This window comes from Peribacillus sp. SIMBA_075, assembly GCF_046534585.1.
Genome location: NZ_JAWRYN010000008.1, coordinates 73737 through 96446 on the forward strand (window position 1 = coordinate 73737; position 22710 = coordinate 96446).

19 protein-coding genes are annotated in these 22710 nt (G+C 41.9%); 2 read left to right on the forward strand and 17 right to left on the reverse strand.

Going from position 1 to position 22710, the window contains the following annotated elements; translation table 11 throughout:
- Window positions 1-170 precede the first annotated feature (170 nt).
- Window positions 171-1574, forward strand: coding sequence for a sigma-54 interaction domain-containing protein (locus tag SB775_RS08905; RefSeq protein ID WP_410861307.1), 1404 nt, complete (start codon window positions 171-173; stop codon window positions 1572-1574).
- A 304-nt stretch (window positions 1575-1878) separates the two neighbouring features.
- Here the strand turns inward: SB775_RS08905 and SB775_RS08910 are convergent, their stop codons facing one another.
- From SB775_RS08910 to SB775_RS08980, 15 genes are all read right to left on the reverse strand, one after another.
- The gene (locus SB775_RS08910) at window positions 1879-2892 is read right to left on the reverse strand and encodes a LacI family DNA-binding transcriptional regulator (RefSeq protein ID WP_410861309.1); all 1014 of its coding nucleotides are present in this window, start codon (window positions 2890-2892) and stop codon (window positions 1879-1881) included.
- A gap of 66 nt (window positions 2893-2958) precedes the next feature.
- Entirely contained in the window at window positions 2959-3912 is a 954-nt protein-coding gene (locus SB775_RS08915) for a sugar phosphate isomerase/epimerase family protein (protein ID WP_089363552.1), read from the reverse strand.
- A gap of 42 nt (window positions 3913-3954) precedes the next feature.
- Window positions 3955-5148, reverse strand: a complete 1194-nt coding sequence (locus tag SB775_RS08920; RefSeq protein WP_410861310.1) for an MFS transporter — start codon at window positions 5146-5148, stop codon at window positions 3955-3957.
- A gap of 90 nt (window positions 5149-5238) precedes the next feature.
- A complete protein-coding gene (fba, locus tag SB775_RS08925) occupies window positions 5239-6093 on the reverse strand; it encodes a class II fructose-1,6-bisphosphate aldolase (RefSeq protein ID WP_410861312.1) in 855 nt (284 codons plus the stop codon).
- Between the two features lie 38 nt (window positions 6094-6131).
- The gene (gene iolI / locus SB775_RS08930; protein WP_410861314.1) at window positions 6132-6977 is read right to left on the reverse strand and encodes a 2-keto-myo-inositol isomerase; all 846 of its coding nucleotides are present in this window, start codon (window positions 6975-6977) and stop codon (window positions 6132-6134) included.
- 4 nt (window positions 6978-6981) lie between these two features.
- On the reverse strand, window positions 6982-7860 hold the full coding sequence (locus SB775_RS08935; RefSeq protein ID WP_214788849.1) for a sugar phosphate isomerase/epimerase family protein: 879 nt from the start codon (window positions 7858-7860) through the stop codon (window positions 6982-6984).
- A 52-nt stretch (window positions 7861-7912) separates the two neighbouring features.
- Window positions 7913-8944, reverse strand: a complete 1032-nt coding sequence (gene iolG / locus SB775_RS08940) for a bifunctional inositol 2-dehydrogenase/D-chiro-inositol 1-dehydrogenase (protein ID WP_410861316.1) — start codon at window positions 8942-8944, stop codon at window positions 7913-7915.
- A gap of 48 nt (window positions 8945-8992) precedes the next feature.
- Window positions 8993-10405, reverse strand: coding sequence for a sugar porter family MFS transporter (locus SB775_RS08945; RefSeq protein ID WP_377421418.1), 1413 nt, complete (start codon window positions 10403-10405; stop codon window positions 8993-8995).
- A 22-nt stretch (window positions 10406-10427) separates the two neighbouring features.
- Entirely contained in the window at window positions 10428-11315 is an 888-nt protein-coding gene (gene iolE, locus SB775_RS08950) for a myo-inosose-2 dehydratase (RefSeq protein WP_410861318.1), read from the reverse strand.
- Window positions 11316-11332: 17 nt separating this feature from the next.
- Window positions 11333-13243: a 3D-(3,5/4)-trihydroxycyclohexane-1,2-dione acylhydrolase (decyclizing) gene (gene iolD / locus SB775_RS08955; protein ID WP_410861320.1), complete on the reverse strand. Its 1911-nt coding sequence runs from the start codon at window positions 13241-13243 to the stop codon at window positions 11333-11335.
- 32 nt (window positions 13244-13275) lie between these two features.
- The gene (gene iolC, locus SB775_RS08960) at window positions 13276-14253 is read right to left on the reverse strand and encodes a 5-dehydro-2-deoxygluconokinase (protein WP_089363543.1); all 978 of its coding nucleotides are present in this window, start codon (window positions 14251-14253) and stop codon (window positions 13276-13278) included.
- A gap of 22 nt (window positions 14254-14275) precedes the next feature.
- Window positions 14276-15091, reverse strand: coding sequence for a 5-deoxy-glucuronate isomerase (gene iolB, locus SB775_RS08965; RefSeq protein WP_410861322.1), 816 nt, complete (start codon window positions 15089-15091; stop codon window positions 14276-14278).
- 74 nt (window positions 15092-15165) lie between these two features.
- The gene (locus tag SB775_RS08970) at window positions 15166-16635 is read right to left on the reverse strand and encodes a CoA-acylating methylmalonate-semialdehyde dehydrogenase (RefSeq protein WP_089363573.1); all 1470 of its coding nucleotides are present in this window, start codon (window positions 16633-16635) and stop codon (window positions 15166-15168) included.
- A 1042-nt stretch (window positions 16636-17677) separates the two neighbouring features.
- On the reverse strand, window positions 17678-17806 hold the full coding sequence (locus SB775_RS08975) for a hypothetical protein (RefSeq protein WP_318687110.1): 129 nt from the start codon (window positions 17804-17806) through the stop codon (window positions 17678-17680).
- Between the two features lie 322 nt (window positions 17807-18128).
- Window positions 18129-18308, reverse strand: a complete 180-nt coding sequence (locus tag SB775_RS08980) for an IDEAL domain-containing protein (RefSeq protein WP_410861324.1) — start codon at window positions 18306-18308, stop codon at window positions 18129-18131.
- A gap of 477 nt (window positions 18309-18785) precedes the next feature.
- Between SB775_RS08980 and SB775_RS08985 the strand changes: the two genes are divergently transcribed.
- Window positions 18786-20084 carry an MFS transporter gene (locus tag SB775_RS08985; protein WP_410861326.1) on the forward strand — a complete coding sequence of 433 codons (1299 nt, stop codon included), beginning with the start codon at window positions 18786-18788 and terminating at the stop codon, window positions 20082-20084.
- Window positions 20085-20165: 81 nt separating this feature from the next.
- On the opposite strand, the gene SB775_RS08990 is transcribed toward SB775_RS08985, so the two are convergent.
- Window positions 20166-20861, reverse strand: coding sequence for a YjjG family noncanonical pyrimidine nucleotidase (locus tag SB775_RS08990; RefSeq protein ID WP_410861328.1), 696 nt, complete (start codon window positions 20859-20861; stop codon window positions 20166-20168).
- A 164-nt stretch (window positions 20862-21025) separates the two neighbouring features.
- Complete coding sequence (locus tag SB775_RS08995) at window positions 21026-22576, reverse strand: BCCT family transporter (RefSeq protein WP_410861330.1); 1551 nt, start codon at window positions 22574-22576, stop codon at window positions 21026-21028.
- Between the last annotated feature and the right edge of the window lie 134 nt (window positions 22577-22710).

The window sequence follows — 22710 nt, forward strand, 5'->3', positions numbered from 1 at the left end:
AAGCAAGATTCACGCCAACTATTTCGCTGCGGTTTATAAGGCTTTTCGATATTCTGTTTCATCAAATGATCAAAGACTTAATCATTTTCTTATTTTTTGATTTAATTTTTGATTATTCTGACTCTTTGATTTATATTTTAATTAATCAACATCCCAAAGGAGCGGAACTCATGTATGACGATATGCTGGAGGAAGAACTTAATAAGATCATTGAAACATCGAATAATAACATCCTCATTACCGATCAAGATGGAATCATTTTATATTCCAATCCAAAGCTTTGGGAGATTTATGGTATGGAAAGTGATTCTTATATCGGTACCTCTGTCTATCAATTAGAAAGTGAGGGCCTTCTCACACCATCCATCAATGCGATTGTTTTAAAAGAAAAAAAAGCGAAGCGTATAATGCAACATACAAAAACAGGTCATGTTGTCATGTCGACTGGCTATCCCATTTTTAATAAGGACGGACTTCTCGTTAGGGTAATCAGCTATGGCCAGGATCAAACCGAGATTCTGCAATTGCAAGATCAATTTGAGCAATTACAACGAAAAGTAAAAGGCTATCAAACCGAAGTCGAGGATTTAAGAGAAAAGGAACTGGATTACCATGATATGATCGCTAGAAGTAATGAAACGAAACAGATTTTAAAAACGATCCATAATGTTGCAAAAACCGATGCCACGATTCTCTTATTAGGACCATCCGGGGTAGGGAAAAGCACTTTTGCCCGTGCTGTTCATGACCAAAGCAACCGAAAGAAAGAACCTTTCATCGAAGTGAATTGCAGCACGATACCTGATAGTTTGTTTGAATCCGAAATATTCGGCTATGAGCCGGGATCATTTACAGGGGCAGATAAGCAAGGAAGGCAAGGCCTGGTTGAGCAGGCTGACAGCGGAACTCTTTTCTTAGATGAAATCGGGGAACTCCCACTTGCCATGCAAGCTAAATTACTGAAGGTATTACAGGAAAAAAAGATAAAGCGTATCGGCGGAAAAAAAGAAAACTATATTAACTTCCGCCTTGTTGCAGCAACTAATCAAGATCTGAAGGGGATGGTTAGTCAAGGTAAATTTAGATTAGACTTATTTTATCGTTTGAATGTGATTCCCATCCAAATTCCGGCTTTGCATGAACGTAAAGAAGATATACCACTCTTAATACAACATTATTTAAAGAAAACGAATGATAAATACCAGAAATTCAAAAAAATCCATCCATCGACTTATGAAGTTTTGACCCATTATAATTGGCCCGGGAATATACGAGAATTAGAAAACCTAATTGAACGGTTAATCCTGACCATTGAAGTGCCAAATATATTTCCCGAACACCTTCCACACTCCATCACAGGGCAAATAGAACAGCCCGAAGATTCCACTTTCTTGGCAATCGAAAAAGAATGTGAAGAGAATTTCGATTTAAAGAAGACACTGGAAAAGGTTGAAATGCAACTGATTGCCAAAGCATGGAAACAATGTAAAACCACCTACGAAATGGCAGACCATTTGGGCATCAGTCAGCCAACGGTCATCTATAAATTAAAGAAATACAAAAAGTATTTTTAAATTCATCTAGATTAAAATCCCCTAGACACGATAGATGGTGGTCCTTAGCCTTTAGTAATGAAATGCCATTCAAGCTAAGTGCGCTTTTGAAACCTTATTTGCGAGCGGCCATAATATTAATGTTAAAGATTTGTAGGCTTGAATTAATTTTAACGCAGGATCTTCAGTGAAGCTCCTGCAGACCCTCCCACTGTTAAGACAACGGGGGCCACTAAATCAGGTTCTTAATTATTTTTCAAATAAAATAAGGCTCCCGGTAAAGGAAGCCACTCATTTAGTAACATAGCAATCTTGCCAAACATTTTTATGAATTCAAGCTTTTTTCCAATTTGGAACCGCAAGATTCTCGGATGATCAACTCATCTTCCAGAACGAATTTTTTCTTTTCAATGGTTCCACCTTTCATCAAGGTCAGCAATAAGTTCGTCGCTTTTTTCCCTATTTCGTACTTAGGCTGGTCAATGGTCGTAATATGAGGATGAAAAATCGAAGCTATTTTCAAATTATCAAAACCTACGACAGCAATATCCTCAGGAACGCTCAACCCATTGTCCTGGATTGCCTTTACAGCTCCCAGCGCCATTTCATCATTAAAAACAAACACTGCTTCAGGTTTGTTTTCCAGCGATAATAATTTCACCATCTGGTCATAACCTGAGTCAATGCCATAATCTCCCTCCTGGATGAATTCCGGGTTGACTTTCAAGTGATGGCTATTCATTGCCTGCTGGAACCCCCCTAGGCGATCCCGGCTAAGAATGATATTCATAGGTCCTGTTATATGGGCAATCCGTCTATGTCCAAGCTTGATTAAATGTTCCGTAACTTTCCTGGCACTGCTTACATTGTCGATCGATACAGTTGGAATGTCCAGTCCGTCCACGTATTCACATGCCAGTACAATCGGAAATTGATTTGATAGTTTTTCCAGGCTTTCCCTGTTCATTCTAGCAGTAAGGAGTAACGCTCCATCCGCCTGCTTTTTATATAGCAAATCGATGTATTCCTTTTCCCGCTCAATGTCGTTCTCTGTATCTCCCAATATAACCTGATAGCCATTTTCTACAGCTGTATGCTCAATACCCCGAAGCACTTCGGAAAAAAAGGGCCTTGTTATATCCGGAACGACGACCAGGATGATCTTTGTCTCTTTCGTCCTGAACTGACTGGCAATCATGTGAGGCTTGTAATTCATCTCTTCAATCACCTGCAGCACCTTTTGTTTAGTATCCTCGCTGACTAAATCCGGCTGTCTGAGCACTCTTGAAACGGTTGCAGGAGATACGTTGGCCAATTTCGCCACATCGCTCATTTTCATACTATTATCCACCTGCCTATTTCTTTTTGTCATTTTCATTAAGTCCATTATAAAGTAATTTAGACTTCATGTTAAAATATCGAATTCTCTAGGCAACGTTTCTTTCAAAACATTCATGGATTTTTTAACGCCTGTTAAAGGCCCCATTGTTAAATCTTCCATTTCGAGAACGACCGGTCCTTCATAACCAATCATTTTAACGATGGTAAAAAACTCTTTCCACCAGCCACTATCGTGCCCATATCCAAGTGCAACGTAATTCCATGATCTTCCTGCGTATTGGTGCATTGGTTTCACATCAATCAATCCCTGGACATCATATATTCCTCTTTCCAACCGGACATCTTTTGCGTGAATATGATAAACTGCGCTTCCTAAAGCCCTTAAAGCTGCGATGGGGTCACCACCCATCCAAAATAAATGACTCGGATCAAAATTCATGCCGATCGTATCACCGACTTCATTCCTTAATTTAAAGAGTGTTTCAGGATTGTATACTAAATTGCAGCCAAGATTTTCGATGGCAACCTTTCGAACTCCATGTTCATGTGCTGTTTTCACAGCTTTTTCCCAATAAGGGAATGCCACCTCATTCCATTGCCATTGGAGCATCTCAAAATGAGAGGGCAAAATAGGATGTGTCAGCCAATTGGGCGTCAATTCACTTGGTCCACCGCCAGGGCACCCCGACATCATGACAACCGTTTCGACACCTAAAAGCCCTGCAAGCTGAAAGGTCTTATCCACAACTTCTTTATGTATGTTTCCTTCTTCTGCTGGATCAAGCTGATTGCCAGAACAATTTAATGCCGCAATGTTAATCCCCCTTATATGTAATTCATTTAAAAATTGCTTTCGTTTTGCGGCACTGCCAAGAAGTCCGTCCAAATCAATATGTGGCGCCTCCGACCAATTTCCGCATCCAAGCTCCAGGGTTTCTATCCCCAGATTCACACATGTATCCAGCATCTCTTCAAAAGGCATGTAACCTAAAATATCAGTAACTAAACCAACCTTCATAATTCATTCCTCCTCTAGTGAACTAAAATCCTTCCACGTCGCTTAGTTCAACTTCAAATTCTGTTCGGTTGCTTTCCTTTCAAGGTGACTCCATACAATCATGAAGAACACAGCGATTGCACCTAGTGATCCCGAGAAATAAAATCCTGCTGAAATACCTAAATGAGAGATCAATATTCCTGCAATGAAAGGTCCAGCGAACATACCAATCGCGTAGATTGCTTGATAAGCCCCCATGGCCGTTGCCCTTTTTCCAAGGGAAATCGTCTCCACCGCCATTCCTAAAAACAATGGAAAAAGAATGCCTAATGAGAATCCATTCAATCCTTGAATCAGAAAAAGCAGCCCTTTTGTTTCTGCTAATGGCGTACATGCTGTAAATATGGCCGTTAGAGCAAAAGCTAGTTTCAGTAACTTCCATTGTCCGAATAATGGTACGAATAATTTCCCGCTAAGCATGGTGGCAATAGCATGGGGAATCATGAATGAAAAGATGACGATGCTGATCTCACTTGTCTGAAGTCCAAGTTTTAAAGCAAATGTTGGGGTGAAGCCGAACATTGTCGTGAAGATGATGCCATGTGCGAGAATGGATAGAAATGATACTTTTAAAAGTGCCGGTTCAAGCATGACTGATACCAGTTCTTTCATTTTAATAGGCTCTTTCTGAAAATCTTCGTTCGATTCGCAAATAAAAAGCGAAAGGACGATACCAACGAAACCGATGATCCCTCCCATCCAAAAAGGCGCGTGCCATCCCCATTGATCGACAATGTATCCGCTGACCATCATTCCAAGGAGCTGTGCTAAAACCACAGACAACGAGATACTGCCCATCGCTCGGTGAAGATCACGTTCAGAAAAATAACTGGAAAATAGAATTGTGAACGCTACCCACGTTGCCGCGGCAATTCCAGCTAACGAGCGGGCCAAAAGGATCCAGCCTAAACTATCTGCCCATGCAAATGTCACGCAACTCAGCGCACTCACGACCATCCCAAAGATAATAAATGGTTTTCTTACTTTTATAAGGTCGGAAAAGACTCCAAATGGAAGACGGAAGAGAAATTGCATTAGCCCATAACTGCCTATTACAATGCCGATAAAAGTATAATCCCCTCCAATAGACTCTATGTAAGGAGATAAAATGGGAATATAAATGAAATTTGAAAACCAAAAAATAAATGAAAGCACTAAAAATAAAAGTTTATTTCGAGCTGTATGTAACGGAGTCATTGCATCACTTCCTCTTTAAATCCACACTTCATGCAAAGCTGTATATACTAAAAGGTGCCCGCAACGGTAATTGGGAACACCTTTTCGATCTTAAGCCTTTCCACTCGTATTGAACTCTGCCATCTTTCTTTTCACGACAGAGATGATAGCTTCTTTTGCTGGTGTGATGATGGCGCGTGGCTCGTATACTTTTTCCTCAACTGCCAATACTCCCCGAATCGTCTTTGCCCACACTTGTATGCTTTCGGTATTAACATTTATTTTAGCGTGTCCAAGTTTAATCGCTTTTCTGATTTGCTGCAGCGGAATACCTGAGCCGCCATGTAAGACGAGAGGTATATTCGTCATGTTCGAAATTAATTCCATTTCCTCAAAACCAAGCTTAGGTTCTCCTTGATATGGGCCATGAACGGAGCCCAAAGCAGCCGCTAGTGCATCAATTTCCGCTTCTTTTACAATCCGCATGCATTCATGGGGATCTGCATATTGAATACCGCCGACGAGACCATCTTCCGTCCCTCCGACTGTCCCGACTTCGGCTTCAACGGAAACGCCTCTTGGACGGGCATAGTCGGCAACCATCTTGGTCATTTCAATGTTTTCATCAATTGGATGATGGGAGCCATCGATCATGACCGATGTAAATCCCGCATCTATCGCTTTCCTGCATCGTTCCACATCCATTCCATGATCAAGATGAAGGGCAACCGGAACCATAATGTCCATTTCTTCCATAAGACTTTTTACCATAGCCGCAATCGTTTTAAATCCGCCAAGATAATCAACAAGCCTGTCCGATGCCGCAAGTATGATTGGCGCTTGTTCCTCATTTGCAGCCTGTAAAAACGACTGGGCGAATGACAAACCATTAATATTATATTGACCCACAGCATACCTTTCTGCTTTTGCTTTTATAAGCATCTCTCTCATTGATACTAAAGGCATGATTCCGTCACCCCCTGTTCCGAAACTATCAGTTTCACTCACACGTGCTGAAGCGCAAAGTATTTCGAAATAACTTGAATTGTCGTTTCTTTTGCAGTCTTAATGACTTCTTCTGCGTCCAGTTTGTAATATTCCGGACGAAACAATTCAACAGAGACGACGTCAGAATAACCAATTCCCTTCAATACGGATAATATGCTGTCTAAATCTATGGCTCCATGCCCTGGCCATACCCGATCTTCATCCGTCAAAGAACCGATTGGAAAGTCCTCTGTATCATCAATGTGTAAAATAAAGATTTTAGATCCATCCGCTTTTTTCAAATCTTCCAAACTGGAACCCATTGCATGGAAGTGAAAACAATCTAGCACCACCCCAACATTGTCACGATTGACTCTTTCAACAATATCGTACGCCTGACCGAATGTATTCACCGTACATTGCGGGTGCCCGACAAATTCCACTGCAATTTTAACACCATACGGTTTTGCGATGTCGGAAAGCTCCGTCAATACTTCCACACAGCTGTTTTTAATATCTTCTTTCAATATTTTCACTTCCGTTACAAGCGGAACCGCCACCACGTATTTCACACCTAGTTTCTGCGCCATGATCATCATATTTTTAAACTCGTCGATTATCGCCTTATAGCCGACTTCATCCCGATTATTAAAGAATACGAGCGCGTTGAAGGCCAGTGGCTTAATATGATTCGCCTTAAAAAATTCAGCTAGTTCATCAATGGAGTGCTCTTCTAAATACTCAGGCAATTTATCCATTGTACGGATTTCGATATAATCGTAACCATGTGTTTCACAGTGTTTGAGATCTTTGACCAAGTTGGAATTTTCAAGCGTTGTCGCTTGATTGAAACAAAGTTTCATTTTGTCAGCCTCCAATTCTTTCTGCTAAACCCAATCCGTCTCTCATTTTTTCAAGCATAAGCTTACTTGACCAGTCTGCTTTGTCAATCCAAGCAAATACTGCATTTGTCGCGATGCCGTCAAAATTCATTTCTTTCAGTTTTTTGAAGATCGTATCAAAGTCAACTTCCGCTTCGCCGATGTTCAAATGCTGGTGGACCGTTGCCTCGACACCTGGTGGATTGACGATATAACGGAGTCCGTTGGATGCTTTATGATTGAATGTATCTGCAAACAGGACATGTTGCAGGCGATCCCCGGCAGAATCGAACATAGGGGCGATATCGCCTTTGCCATCATCATAGAAAAATGTATGGGCGGTTGAATACACAAGGTTGATCCACGGACGGTCAAGAGCACGGATCATATCCATCGCTCCCTCATGCGTTTCGATAAAATCGAATGGGTGTGCCTGCAAATTCAGTTTAACGCCTTCCCTTTCAAATACCGGGAGGAGCTCATCCATCGATTTAATGAATTTCTCTTCACAGATAACTTCATTGAATTTAGATCCGTTAAATTCACTATTCATCAAGTCAACATCCAATTCCACTGCAACTTCAATGGCACGTTTCCAATTTCGGACTGCGGCCTGGCGCCGTTCCTCATCAGGACCGGCCCAGTAGTAAAGCGGAAGCAAGGATGATATCTTCACACCTGCGTCGCTGCACCAGCGTTTCAAATTCTTAATCTGTTCCTTATCCACTTTAGGATATTTATAGAATGGACAAAAATCTTCCCTCGGTGACAGTTCGATATATTCATAGCCTAGTTCCGCTGTTTTATCGACCATTTCTTTTAATGATAAATTGGCATACATCGTAGGATCCAAAGCTAGTTTCATTGGTCTTTCCCCCTATAATTTATTTATTTTTCGTTTCAATGCATGGGTACGTTCACTGTACAGTCATTTTCCCCGTATAAAAATCAGGCTTCTCTTCAAGGTCAACGGATTCTTTCTGTCCGGACTCTTGTGCCTTTACACAAGCATCAGCTGTTACGGCAGCAATGTATCCGTCCCATGAAGTCGGACCATTAGGCTGACCTGTCTTTATAATGGAATCTATGAAATCCTGTAATTCTATGTCATATGCATCCATAAAACGATCTTTCCAATCTACCAAGATATTCGTGCTCCGTTTTGCGCCTTTCCTTGTCACGATGCTCGCTGGTTCAGGAAGATATGCAACCCCTTCTTCACCAATGACTTCACATTGGATATCATAGCCATATTTACAATTCACGAATACTTCAGCTTGAATGACAATCCCGCTCTTCGTTTCCATTATGATGATTTGGGGATCTTTTAAATTAGCATGCGCGCGGCTTGCTTTCTTCGGGTAAATGACTTGAACGGATTTGTAATCATCGCTGATTAACCAATGCAATACATCAATCTCATGAATCAATGTATCAACGACCGCCATTTCCGTCGTATATTTTTCATCCACTTCTGGGTTGCGATGTACACAGCGGACCATGAGCGGCTCACCAATTTCATTTCTATCAATGGCTTCTTTCAGTTGTACGTAACCGCTATCATAACGTCGCATAAAACCAACTTGCACCAAACGCTTCCCGTGTTTCATTTCCGCTTCGGCAATTCTCCTGCAGCCTTCCGCCGTTGTTGCCAGTGGCTTTTCACAGAATATATATTTGCCAGCTTCAATCGCATTCAATACGTTTTGCTCATGTGCAGGGCCCCAACTCGTAACAAGCACAGCATCGACATTTTCCGAGTTTACGAGTGATTGGTCATCCGGATATACAAGTGCCTCAAGTCCATATTGTTCCACGACCTGTTTTGCCGCCTCTTCATTCACATCGGTTACAGCCACAATTTTCCCTCCGGATAATTTGTCCGTAATTCTTTTAATATGCTCCCGGCCGATGGCACCCGTTCCTATTACCCCAAAATTTAATGTCATGATCATATTCCTCCTTTTATGAATATCTGGTTTATTACTCTATAACTCTTAAATTATTTGTGTTATTTCCTTTGCAGGTTCTTTTCCGTGATTGCGGAAGTTTTGTTCAAGCTGTTCAAGTGTAAGTCCTCTCGTTTCCGGTAAAAACTTTTTCACAAAGATGATAGCGATGATGCCTAAAGCGAAAAAGATATAGAATGTGGTAGACAATCCGACTTTATCTAATAAAACCGGGAATGTTAAGCCGATAAGAAAGTTCACGCCCCAAAGGAAAAATACGGTGACACCCATACCGAGCCCACGTACTTGAAGCGGGAAGATCTCTGAAAGCATCAACCAGGTAACCGGTGAAATGGCCCCCTGCTGAAAGGCAAGGAAGGTGACAGTCAAGGACAAAATGAGATAGGGAAGGGCAACCGTCCCTTCAAGAAGGGACGATAAGACGCCAATCAAAAGCAATGTGGTCGTAGTCCCGATCAAACCGGTTATGAGCATTGGACGGCGCCCGATTTTACCAAGCAGCCAAATACCTAAAAACGTTGCCAAAACAGAAATGATACCGTTTGCAATATTCCCGATCAAAGCAGCTTTTGTCTCAAACCCTGCATCCTTTAAAATTTGGGTACCATAGTACATGATAGAATTAACGCCCGTTATTTGCTGAACGATGGCAATCCCGATTCCAAGAAAGACGATTCTCCGTATCCATGGGACGGTCAAATCTTTATATGTAGCCTTTTTAACATGGTTCTCCTTATCGAATGTCGCTTTGATTCCCTGAAATTCCGATTCTGCCTCATCCATTTTACGTATTCTTTTCAAAACCTTCAGGGCCTCTTCATTTTTGTTCTTCGAAACAAGCCACCTTGGACTTTCAGGCAACCTGATCATGCCAAAGAAAAGAAGTATGGCTGGAAGTGATGCTATTGCCAGCATGTAACGCCAAACATGTGAACTGTCACCCATCGTTGTCCCTAGAATGGCATTGAAGATGAATGCAAGCAGCTGTCCACTAACAATCATCAATTCATTTTGGGTGACGATCCGGCCGCGTCGTTCAGCAGGAGACATTTCCGCCAAATAAGTAGGAACGGTAACTGACGCCCCGCCTACCGCAAGTCCGAGTAGAAAACGGCAGACAATCATGACCGTAACATTCGGTGCAAACGTGCATCCAATGGTGGAAAGGAAAAAAAGTACCGAAAGAAAAAGAATGTTTTTTCGGCGGCCCGCATAATCCGAAAGCCTGCCTCCCAGAAACGCTCCAAGTGCCGCGCCTAAAAGAAGTGAACTGGCAACAAGTCCTTGCGTAAGTGAATTGAGGTTAAGTTGATCCGCTTCGGACATGAACGGCAAAGCGCCATTAATAACACCTGTATCATATCCGAACAAAAGACCGCCTAACGTCGAGATAATAATAATCTTTCGTAAGAATGCCATTTGATTCCCATCATTACTCAAGTTAATCACTTCTTTCCGGTTTTTAATCTTGAACTAGGAGCAGCCTGTCATTTATATACTTGCGAGCCATTAATGCGTATTCCAATGGATGGGCAACGGACGGATCTTGTTCTGCTTCTACTACAATCCAGCCTTTATAATGATTTTTCAGTAATGTATGGTAAGCTTCCACAAAGTCAATGCAGCCGTCACCAGGCACCGTGAACATGCCGGCTAAAAAAGATTCTTGAAATGATTTCCCCTCTTTCAGGCACTGCTCCAGCACGTTATTTCTCACATCCTTGAAATGAACGTGCTCAATGCGGTCGATATGCTTTTGTAGAAGGGCCATGCAATCGCCATCCGATACATAAATATGTCCAGTATCATATAACAGATGCACTTTCTTTTCGGTATTTTCCATAAGGCGGTCAATTTCACTCAGTGTTTGAACCCCTGTCCCCATGTGGTGGTGATACACCAGTTTTAGGTTGTAAAGTCCGGCAATATCCCCGAGCCGATTCAGGCCCGTACACAATATTCCCCATTCTTCATCAGTAAAGTGAGGCTTTTCCTTAAATACATCGTACCTTCCGCCTTGGATACTGTAAGTCTGTTCGGATACTACCGCTACATCTCCATCGACAGCCTGTAAATATTTGCAATGTTCATGGAAATCCCTTTCTGCTTTTTCAATGCCATCTCGGATGATGAAACTGCTGAACCACTGACCGGCTATTTTTAAGTTCCGAAGCTGCAGCTCTTTATTCAGGACCGCCGGTTCCGGGAAGAAACCTCCTACTTCGGTCCCCTGAAATCCCGCCACGACAATATCGCTTAAAAGGTGGGATAGGGTGTTTTCAGCTCCGATTTCCGGTATGTCATCATTACGCCAGCCAATTGGGGCAATCCCCCACGAAATCTCCTGCATTTTCCGACTTCCCCCTTTTAATATTGTTTGGCCTTTTTTAATTTCTCTTGTCTCGCTTCATATGCCCTTTGTATACTTTCTCGTTCAGAGACCTCTGCCACGCCAACATTCCACCAGGAATCATAACCATCCGACATCGTTTTCGGCAGAACTTTCATTTCTATTAATGTAGATGCCGACTGTTTCTTTGCATCCTCCAGCGCAGCTTTCAGCTCATCGACCGTATTGGCCCGATAAGTTTTGGCTCCGTACCCTTCCGCCACTTTTGCGTAATCAATATTCATGATTTGGTTATCATGTGTTCTGAACTCACAGCAATATGTTCCGCTGCCATTCTCCATTTGCAAATTGTTGATGCAGCCAAAGCCAGAATTATCAAACAATAAAATATTGATTTTATGATTATATTGGATGGCTGTGATCAATTCCGAATGCAGCATCAGAAAACTGCCGTCCCCTACCATTGCATAGACTTCCCGGTCTGGATGGGCAAGCTTAGCTCCTAAAGTTCCAGCAATTTCGTAGCCCATGCAGGAGAATCCATATTCAAGATGGTACGTGTTTGGCACGCTTGAATGCCAGAGGCGCTGCAAGTCACCCGGAAGTGATCCGGCTGAACCGACCACCACACTTTCCTGATCGACCGTATCGTTTATTGCGATCATCGCAGCGGATTGGGCCAATTCAGTTTTTAATGCATCCGAGTATTCATTCAAGACTTGCTGTGAAAACTGGCTTTTGATTTCAGGCATGAAATTTTCACGGCTGAAAGTGACTTGACTTAAACGGGTCCGTTCGGAAAGCCACTCCTCCTTCCAATCTCCAAGCATTTCCCCATATTCGGTTTCATAGCCTACTAGTAACGCTTCAAGGTTCTCGAGCGCCACTTTTGCATCAGCGACGACCTGAAACCCATCTAATTTATAGGTTTGAAGGCGGCTGACGTTAATGTTCAAAAACTTTGTCCTTTCAAAATCAAATGCAGTTTTGGAAGACGTCGTAAAGTCCGTATAGCGGGTCCCGACACCAATTACGAGATCTGCCTGGCGGGCAGCCTTATTGGCAGCCATCGTACCGAGAATGCCGACACCGCCCAAATTCTTAGGAAAAGATGATTCCACCGTCGATTTACCTGCCTGTGTTTCCACAAGTGGAATGTTATGCTTTTCTGCCAGCTTCATCAAAATATCCCGAGCTCCGGAATATCTTGCTCCGCCACCAACGATGATGATTGGCTTCTTACTTGCTCTAATTCTCTCGGCAGCTCCTTGCAGTTCCCGTTCTACCGGAACTTTCCGATCTAAATAATGGACGCGTTTTTCAAAAAAATGTTCATCGAAATCGAATGCTTCCCCTTCTACGTCCTGTGAGATGCATATCGTCGCCGGCCCGGCTTTCCCGGGATCGGTCATCACCTCGAAGGCCCGGATCAGACTGGACATGAGCTGCTCAGGGCGAGTGACGCGATCCCAATATCTTGATACTGCCAGAAAAGCGTCATTTGTTGTGATGGCCGTACTATGCTCATGCTCAAGTTGCTGAAGAACCGGATCCGGCTGACGTGTCGCAAATGTATCAGCAGGAAGTAAGAGGACAGGAATATTGTTGGCAAGTGCCGTCCCCGCCGCAGCTATCAGGTTTGCCGAGCCTGGCCCGGCTGATGTAGTGACGGCATAAATTTTCCTTCGTAGCATTTCCCGGCTGTAGGCGATTGCTGCGTGTGCCATCCCTTGCTCATTCTTTCCTTGAATCACTTTCAAGTGGCCAGCGTCCTGTTCGAGTGCCTGACCAATTCCAACGACATTCCCATGGCCAAATACATTAAATATCCCTTCTACAAACGGAGACTCTTCACCATCAACATGAATGTACTGCTGATTTAAAAACTTGATCAAAGCCTGGGCTGTCGTCAACCTCACTGTTCCCATCTTCTGTTCACCCCTCTATGTAGATAAATTCCTTACACGCGTAAGGCAATTAAATCCTCGATTTCTTCTGCAACAGGCATCGCCTCAGATGAACTGTGCTTGCTTACAACTATGGAAGCGGAAGCACTGCCAAACTTCAAAGCGCTTTCAATCCCTTTGCCGCGCACTAACGCATATATGAAAGCGGAAGCATATGAATCCCCTGCGCCGAATGTTTTCAATACTTTCGTTTTATAGGAATTCGCTTTAAATACTTCTCCTGATTTGGCATAGGCATATGAACCCTCGACTCCGTGTTTGATGACGACCAGTTCTGCGGAATGTTCAAACAAGTAACGGATGGTCCTTTCATTCGTACCTTTTTCGGTATTTTCCATTACATCATATTCATCACGAGTGCCAATCAATATGTCTGATTGCTCTGCGACTAACGAATAGTAAACGGAGGTTTCTTCAATGGAATTCCATGTATAGGGACGGTAATCCAATTCAAATATGACTTTTACATCATTTCTTTTCGCAAGGCTGACGGCTTTTAAAACTGCCTCACGTGATGGACTTTTTGCTAAAGCCGTTCCTGAAACCAATAGAATCTTTGATTTTTTGATATATTCTTCATGCACTTCCGAAGGTGCTAAATGAAGGTCGGCTACATTATCCCGATACATCAGGATACTGCATTCTTCAGGACTTTTAATTTCCGTGAAGGCCAGTCCCGTTTTATGCCCTTCTCGATCGATTACCATATTCGATGTATCAACATCTGCCTCACGCATATAACTCTCGATGAAACGGCCGTGCTGATCATCTGCAAGCTTACCGATGAATCCAACTTTCAAGCCTAATTTTGCACTTCCGATGGCAACATTGGCAGGTGAACCGCCCACGTATTTTGTGAATGTCATAGTCTCTTCCATCGGACGGTTATACTCATTGGCATTCAAGTCGATGCAGGCACGGCCAATGGCAATCAAGTCAAATTCCTTATCGTTATTAAATGTATAGTTCATCCGGTTAACAGCTCCTTTTCCTTTAACGATTCAGGATCCACTCGTGTTCGGGATCATTGAAAAATTTCCATGTCCTTGTCGGACCGGCCATAACATTCAAGTAATAGGATTCATAACCGTCAGGCACTCCTACCGGATGATAACCGGCCGGTACAAGTACGACATCGCCGTTTTCAACCGACATGGTCTCATCAATCGAACGGTCATCTGTATATACTCGCTGAAAAACGAATCCTTGAGGCGGGTTCATTTCATGATAATAGGACTCTTCCAATAACGACTCATTTGGTAAGTTATCCTGATCATGTTTATGCGGAGGATAGCTCGACCAGTTTCCGCTTGCTGTATATACTTCAACCACCAGAAGGCTATTCGCATACGGAGCTGAATCCGGTAATATATTATGCACCATCCGCTTATTGCTCAAAATGCCCCTATGTTCCACTTCAACATCCCCCGCTTTAATCCATTTAGTCGGAAGTTGCTTATCAGAAGGCGAATAACACAGCGCAACTCTGGCTTTGGTTATAGCTTCCAATTTAAAGCCTCTATCATTTGACACGTAAATGCTATCAGTCGGCACTTTATCAAATACACTATCGCGTGTGCCTAAATCACGGTATACATTTTCGCCTACAGCCACATTGATTTTTCCTGTAAGAGCAACAATGCAGCATTCCGTTTTATTTAACGATTCCGAATATTCGGCATCAGCAACCAACTCCACTATTTTGAATTCAACAAATTCTAAAGGAGAATTTCCTTTCGTTACTGCTTGAACGACTGTAACACCTTCAGCGACCTCTTTTTTTACCGGTTTTTGAAGCAGTTTACTCATATGTACCTCCTTGGTTTTCAAAAAATCTGGCCCGTATCCAAACGGGCCATCTTGCAAAGTCCTTTTCGTTTCACTTATTTCACGTAGCGTGCAGTCACCATTTTTTTACGTGTATAGAACTCCACACCGTCGGTTCCATTTGCATGAAGATCACCATAGAATGAATCTTTATATCCAGAGAATGGGAAGAATGCCATAGGTGCTGGAACACCCACGTTAATGCCCAACATCCCGGCATGTACCGTTTCACGGAATTGACGTACATCAGCAGCACTGTCCGTATAAAGGCAAGCCCCGTTAGCCAGTGCTGAAGCATTGGCTATCTCAACGGCTTCCGTTAAATCTTTAGCACGGACAACGGAGAGCACTGGTGCAAAAATTTCATCTTGCCAGATTTTCATTTCCTGTGTCACATGATCAAAAATCGTCGCCCCTAGGTAATATCCATTGCCGCTTGCTGCCTCATCTTTACGGCCATCACGTACAAGTGTCGCACCTTGAGCTATACCTGATTCGATGTAATCGATGGTCCTCTTTTTAGCTCCTTCCCGGATCACCGGACCAAGAAAAACACCGTCATCCAGACCATTACCAATCGTAATGGCATCTGCTGCCTGTTTCAATTTTCCAACTAGCTCGTCCGCTACACTTTCTTCTACGACAACAACCGCAGCTGCCATGCAACGCTCACCGGCAGACCCAAAAGCCGCACTTGTTATTTCCTTGGCTGTCATATCAAGATTTGCATCTTTCAAGACAATCGAGTGATTCTTCGCTCCCGCAAGAGCCTGCACGCGCTTCAAGTTAGCCGTGCCTGTTTTATACACATATTCTGCAACTGGCTGTGAGCCGACGAAGGAGATAGCTTTCACATCTTTATGCTCCAGAAGCCCATTAACCACATCATGTGCTCCATTAACAATGTTCAGTACTCCTTTAGGAAGACCTGCTTCCTCAAACAGTTCAACAATGCGTGCTGCAAGCAATGGTGTACGTTCAGATGGCTTTAACACGAATGTATTGCCACATGCGATCGCAAGCGGGAACATCCAGCAAGGGACCATCATCGGAAAGTTAAATGGGGTGATGCCGCCGATTACACCGATTGGGTAACGGTACATACCCGATTCAATGTTTGTCGCGATATCCGGAAGCTGCTTGCCCATCATCAGCGTAGGTGCCCCCGCCGCAAACTCGACACACTCGATGCCCCGCTGTACTTCACCCATCGATTCCGATAGGCTTTTACCATTTTCGATAGTGACCAGCTTAGCAAGTTCTTCCCAATTTTCCACAAGGAGCTGCTGATATTTGAACAATATTCGAGCCCGTTTCGGGACAGCAACCTGCGACCACTTTTTAAAAGCCTCATCCGCCACTTGAACCGCACGATCCACATCTTCCCTAGTTGAAAGTGGCACCTCGGCAATCGCCTCACCAGTTGCAGGGTTAAACACAATTTCCGTTTCCTTTGAAGTGGACTCAATCCACTTACCATTTATATAGTTTTTTAATTTTTTCACCTCGTGTGTTACTGAAGACATGTTTTTTCCTCCTAAAAATAAAGTTTTTTGTTGATCATCAAGGTCAGTATAAGTATCGTCGTCAAATGAAATCGATTTCATTTGACTATAGAAAAAATCCATCCATGTTTCTTTCTAGGATCACTCAATTGGATTTCTGGCTCAATCCAAATATCAAGCCTGTTAATCCGGTAATGAAATCGATTTCATTTCTTTTAAGAGTTCCCCCTGAAGAAAAAGGTGAACACCTATCCCGGCGCAATAATATCTCATCCTTATCCCACTTCCAGTTTCTGATTAAAGCATGTCCATAATCGCGACCTTGGATGAAATCGATTTCATTTACTTTATAAGGAAATACTACAATGAAATTTTTTCCCTGTAAACACTTTTTTTGGATTTTTTATAATATTCTCTCTTCTTTACACTTCAAAACATTGATGGATATGGAAATAGGCTTGAATATTTAGTTAAAAGCGTTTCCAGGGAATTTGCTTCTTGGTCGTAATCGAAATCCCAACTGGGACCGGTCTTGGTTTCAGATAACTAACCACTACTTTAAAGACTTCTTAATGGTATTTTTAAATATTAATATTTCTAAACTTAATTGTTTTTATCTTAGGAATCCTAGCCGTCCTTAGAACTAACCCCCTTATTAGTTCATAAATATTAACATACTAAACGACCTTCCTGCTCTCTCACTCTTCACTTGTCCATCAAAGACACCATTCAAAAAAAAATATATTACTATATCAACAGAATAGGAATAACATAAACCTATTTTGAGATGATTCCATCAACAAAAAGAGGCACCCATAATGGGAGCCTGAATTTTAGTGAAGGTAAGCCATTGTATGTGAACAGCCACCATTCCGCATCCCTATGCGACGCAATAGTTGAGAAATGGGATATTCCACTCAGTCACTTTAGAGATTTCTTTAAGCCTTTTAATGAGTTTAATGAGGCTTTGACTTTAGGACACGGACTTAAAACTGGAAATGCAAAAAAATAAAAATGAATCAGGAAGTCATGCATAATTTCCCGATTCATTTTTGACATTCATTCACCTTTTATCTTTAATGCTTTTGGGAACATAGTCATTCAGTTTGTTAAATAAAGAAGTAATGTAGGAGTTGAGTTCGAATCGATCCTCCTGAATAAATTCAGCTAACGACACTCCATTCTTTTTCATATCTTCTCCCCCTTTTAGCATTCTATCCTGGTGCATATACCTTCCAGCCTCAGCCTCCACTACCTGTGAATCCAGTCATTGGCGCACTTAAAATATCTTCTCTCCATCGTTTTCTTTATTTGATTATCATGATTATACAAGAAAGCGCTTACAATGTAAAATATCATAATACTATAGATTCCTATTTACTTATGTTTCAGATTAAATAAAATTTCATCTTCATCATATTTATATTATCAAGCTGCACTGGCTTCTATGTGCGCATGAGCTTTTCTTTTCTTTTATTTCAAAGCTACTTGTCTTTTTTACAGTGTGCAAAATTTCATGAAATGCCCTTCAATATTTCAGTTAAACGTATGAACTCATCCTTATCATGATTCTTCAATGAATCATCGATTTCTTTTTCAATTTGTGCTTTCCGATAATCACTAAGGGCCTTTTTTAAAACCATTTCAGCCATCTCTTCAGGTTCAAGCGATGTTCCTGGCAATTGCTTCTCCATACGAAACCAACTCCTTAACCTTTTTTCTATTATACTAAATAACTCGGAGATTATTATTATTTCTTGAAATCTTATCCTTTCGTCTTTTTCATTTCCTTATCCACATGATTTCCACTTTGCCACTCTTCTATACATAAAAAATACTAAATGATTTTAAGTGAATGTTGTTCTCATCTTTAGTTAAAAATTCCCCCTTACTTTGGCTTCACCATTTTATCCGTTAAGGTCTGAATTTGTTTATTTCCATTACTTTAGAATTAATTATATTCGAATACAGCTGATAAGAGCTAAGTTAATCGCTTCATTTTTTCTGAAAAATCAGAAATATATTGACTGTGATGGATAACCCCTCTAAAATAATCTAAATAATCCAGTTTTTTACTTATATTCCTAACCAGCGATTTTGTTCATTCAATGTAAGTGCTTTATTTATGAAACCATTTTTGAGTAAAACTATGCATTAAAGGAGCATTATCCATGAAAAAAAGTCGAGTTCTTTTCGCTAGTTTAGCCGGTTCCGTTATCGAGTGGTATGATTTTTATTTATACGGGACAGCAACTGGCTTAGTTTTTACAACTCTATTCTTCCCCAATCATGATCCTGCCATTTCACTTCTTCTCGCCTTTGTCACTTTCGGTGCAGGTTACGCAGCCCGTCCAATCGGGAGCATCCTCTTCGGTCATATGGGTGATCGCATCGGCCGGAAGGCAGCACTCATGTTTACACTAATTGGCATGGGCGGGAGTTCAATGCTTATCGGTGTTCTGCCCACATATGCCCAGGTTGGTTTGGCGGCACCCGCTATCTTGGTGGTACTGAGGTTGTTTCAAGGAATTTCCCTGGGAGGTGAATGGGGCGGAGCCATCCTATTGGCAACGGAATCTGCTCCAAAGGGTCTCCGTGGGTTATATGGATCCATTCCCCAACTAGGGGTACCCATCGGTTTAGTTGCCGGTTCGTTCAGCCTAACCCTTATAAGTTCCTTGACAACCGATGCCCAATTTTTAGCTTGGGGTTGGCGAATTCCTTTCCTTTTAAGCGGTGTACTGATTGCATTGGCAATCTGGGTAAGGAGTGGAATTGAGGAAACGACGGAGTTCCAGCAACAGAAAGATAGCGGTGATCTTGCGAAAGTTCCCATTATTGAAACGTTGAAACACGATTGGAGAAGTGTGCTGCAAGTAATCGGATTAAAAATTGGGGACGGGTTCTTCAATGTATTCATCATGTCCTATGTTCTCGTCTTTACTACAATGTATTTCGGTTATTCACGAGATTCTGCCTTGACCGCTTTAACGGTTGGCTGTGCTACAATGCTAGTTACCATTCCAGTCATTGGTTACATTTCTGATTTTATCGGTCGAAAAATTATTTATTTTGGGGGCCTGATTCTCCTTTTCATCTTGGCTATCCCATATTTCACAATGATTGGGCAAGGGGTCGGCTGGTTCTATTTTATGCAGGCAATTGTACTCGGAGTCGTCTGGGGAGCCATTTTTTCTACACAAGGAACATTATTCTCAGAGCTCTTTCCAGCAAAGGTCCGTTATACCGGATTATCCGTCGGATATCAGGTCGCGGCAGCCATTGCAGGTTTCGGTCCCCTCATCTGGACCACCATGGCGGAATCATATGGCCCATCCCCTTTGGTATTTGGCGGATTCATGATGACAGGCCTCGTAATCTCCCTAGCACTCTGTCTGCTATTACCGCATTCCAGTAGAATCATCGAAACGGAACAAACTCTTAAACCCGATGAGCTGGATTTGAACTGATTCTAAAATCCCTGGCATAAATAAAAACAAAGGCTGCATGTCCTATCACTTGGACAAGCGGCCTTTGTTTTTTAGAACTCTCTAAACTTGCTTACTTCCTATAATCCCTAAAAGATCAGTCAGCTTACGGATTTCATAGGTTGGCTTGATTCCCAGATTATTATCCTTTTGATGGGGATTGTACCAGCAGGTGTCCATTCCATAATTCAATCCACCCTGTATATCTGATGTCAAGGAGTCACCCACTATCAATGCTTTCGATTTATCTGTGATCTTTAACTTGGAAAATGCATAATCAAAAATCCCTTTATCAGGCTTCTGAAACCCAGCCTCTTGGGAAGCTATCAAATGCTCAAAAGTATGGCTAAGAGGAGAACCCCCGATTCTTGCTGTCTGCACTGACGTAAAGCCATTTGTTATAATAGCCAGCCGGCATCCTCCAAGCTTCTCGCAAACCTCTACAGCCCCTGGCATTAGATGTATTTCCTTTCCCAAATATCCCAGATACGCACGGCTGAATGAATCCGCATGGATATCAAGACCATGCTTAAGGAATAATCGCTTAAACCTTTCCACTCCCAGTTCAGTTAAATCAATAAGTCCCTGTTCCAAATCCCTCCATAATACCTGACTGATTTCTTGGTAGCATCCTGCATAATCCTCCGCCCCTGTGGGTAAACCGTACTCCAAAAAGGCTTCATGCAGTGCCTTTTTTTCCGATATTCTAAAGTCTAGCAATGTATCATCAACATCAAATAAGATAATCTCGTATTTCATCGCTGCCTCCTGTATTCATACTGAACTGTTTAAAATCATCATCTGTATTACTATTCCTATGATTAGAAGCCTAACGAAGAATGGCTTCTTCCAAACATAAAAAAGCCGAATAATGAACACTGTTTTATAAGTGTCCATTATTCGACCGATGACACAACACCTGTTTATAATGCCTCTTTTTTAGGAAGGGGCGCTTTTTGTTCAGGTTCTTTATTTTGTTTTCCCATTGTTAGACCTATTTCCGCTTTAAGACCTTTATACGTAGAATAACACATAATAAGCATTAGCACCGCCAATGGAACCGCCGTTGCAACAAGTGCGGATTGCAAACCTGCCAGACCACCTGTCATGATCAATACAATGGAAATTGCCGCAATGACAGCACCCCATATCATTTTTATTGAATGGGAAGGATTTGGATTTCCATTTTCGCTGAACATCCCTAACACAAAAACAGCTGAGTTGGCGGATGTAATGAAGAAAACCAGTACGAGAACCATAGCTAGAATACTTAAAAATGTAGTCATCGGAAAATAATCAAAAAATTTGAACAATGCAGATGTCACATCGGTCGAAACTGCAGTAGCCAGTGCTGTTTCACCCATATTTTGAATTAAATGAATGGCTGAGCCCCCCATAACAGCAAACCAGAAGAATGATCCTATTACCGGAATAAATACGGCACCCATCATAAATTCTTTAATCGTTCTGCCTTTTGATATTCTAGCGACAAAACTTCCAACTAGTGGCGCCCAAGCAATCCACCAACCAAAATAAAATAATGTCCAACTAGCTATCCAAGTACCTTTATCATCACTATAAGGCTCGGTCCTGAACGACATGCCTACAAAGTTCTGAACGTAATCACCTATCCCCTGGAAAAAGACTTTAAAAATGGTTTGGGTCGGTCCTAGAAAAAGAACGAAGGCCAATAATGCAAAAGCTAGCAGCATATTTAGATTGGATAAATGTTTCATGGCCCCTTGTAGTCCAGAAACCGTGGATGCTACATAAATAATTGTCACTACAACAATAATAGATGTTTGAACACTGACATTCATCGGCAGACCCCATAGAAAGTTCAAGCCACTGTTGACCTGTAACGTACCAAAACCTAGTGAAGTAGCAATACCAATGACGATGGAGAGAATGACAATCACATCGATCCCCTTGCCAATGGGTCCTCTGATTTTGTCTCCTATTAGGGGATAAAAAACAGAACTCAATGAAGAAGGTAATTTTTTTCTAAATTGGAAGAATGCTAATGAAACTCCTACAAGTGCATAACAGGCCCAGGCTGAAACTCCCCAATGCAAGTAAACTAATTGCAAAGCGAGCTTTGCTGACTCTTCGGAAGAGGCTTTACCAAAAGGAGGATTAATATAGTAGGAAACAGGTTCTGCCACGCCCCAAAATACCAGACTGATTCCAATGGAAGCACTAAATAGCATACCAATCCAAGTTGCTGTTTTATATTCAGGGCGATCGCTATCTTCCCCTAACCGTATATGACCGAATTTAGACAGCCCTATATACATACAAAACACAAAGAAAGTAAAAACACTCCCCAAAATGAACCAACCCAAATTATTGTAGATAAAATCAAGCGATGAATTAGAAAAACTCTCTAATTGGCTTGGCATGAATACACCAATGGCTATTAAGCCTAAGCTGATTGCTAATGATATGTAAAACACATATTTCTTACTTTTCATCCAATCACCCCTTAAATAATAAGATAGACAGTTTATATGCATCATGTAAACGTTTTCTTTAGTGAATAAAAAATTATTTTTTTGTCATTAGCCCTCGGTACCCATTCTGGGCTAATGACAAAAAAGGTGTAGTC

Bases quoted from the DNA above. Each gene is read 5' to 3' on its own strand.
- SB775_RS08905 (WP_410861307.1), top strand. From the start codon at position 171: ATGTATGACGATATGCTGGAGGAAGAACTTAATAAGATCATTGAAACA.
- SB775_RS08910 (WP_410861309.1), bottom strand. From the start codon at position 2,892: ATGAAAATGAGCGATGTGGCGAAATTGGCCAACGTATCTCCTGCAACC.
- SB775_RS08915 (WP_089363552.1), bottom strand. From the start codon at position 3,912: ATGAAGGTTGGTTTAGTTACTGATATTTTAGGTTACATGCCTTTTGAA.
- SB775_RS08920 (WP_410861310.1), bottom strand. From the start codon at position 5,148: ATGACTCCGTTACATACAGCTCGAAATAAACTTTTATTTTTAGTGCTT.
- fba (WP_410861312.1), bottom strand. From the start codon at position 6,093: ATGCCTTTAGTATCAATGAGAGAGATGCTTATAAAAGCAAAAGCAGAA.
- iolI (WP_410861314.1), bottom strand. From the start codon at position 6,977: ATGAAACTTTGTTTCAATCAAGCGACAACGCTTGAAAATTCCAACTTG.
- SB775_RS08935 (WP_214788849.1), bottom strand. From the start codon at position 7,860: ATGAAACTAGCTTTGGATCCTACGATGTATGCCAATTTATCATTAAAA.
- iolG (WP_410861316.1), bottom strand. From the start codon at position 8,944: ATGACATTAAATTTTGGGGTAATAGGAACGGGTGCCATCGGCCGGGAG.
- iolE (WP_410861318.1), bottom strand. From the start codon at position 11,315: ATGCAGGAGATTTCGTGGGGGATTGCCCCAATTGGCTGGCGTAATGAT.
- iolD (WP_410861320.1), bottom strand. From the start codon at position 13,243: ATGGGAACAGTGAGGTTGACGACAGCCCAGGCTTTGATCAAGTTTTTA.
- iolC (WP_089363543.1), bottom strand. From the start codon at position 14,253: ATGAACTATACATTTAATAACGATAAGGAATTTGACTTGATTGCCATT.
- iolB (WP_410861322.1), bottom strand. From the start codon at position 15,091: ATGAGTAAACTGCTTCAAAAACCGGTAAAAAAAGAGGTCGCTGAAGGT.
- SB775_RS08970 (WP_089363573.1), bottom strand. From the start codon at position 16,635: ATGTCTTCAGTAACACACGAGGTGAAAAAATTAAAAAACTATATAAAT.
- SB775_RS08975 (WP_318687110.1), bottom strand. From the start codon at position 17,806: ATGAAAAAGAATGGAGTGTCGTTAGCTGAATTTATTCAGGAGGATCGA.
- SB775_RS08980 (WP_410861324.1), bottom strand. From the start codon at position 18,308: ATGGAGAAGCAATTGCCAGGAACATCGCTTGAACCTGAAGAGATGGCT.
- SB775_RS08985 (WP_410861326.1), top strand. From the start codon at position 18,786: ATGAAAAAAAGTCGAGTTCTTTTCGCTAGTTTAGCCGGTTCCGTTATC.
- SB775_RS08990 (WP_410861328.1), bottom strand. From the start codon at position 20,861: ATGAAATACGAGATTATCTTATTTGATGTTGATGATACATTGCTAGAC.
- SB775_RS08995 (WP_410861330.1), bottom strand. From the start codon at position 22,576: ATGAAAAGTAAGAAATATGTGTTTTACATATCATTAGCAATCAGCTTA.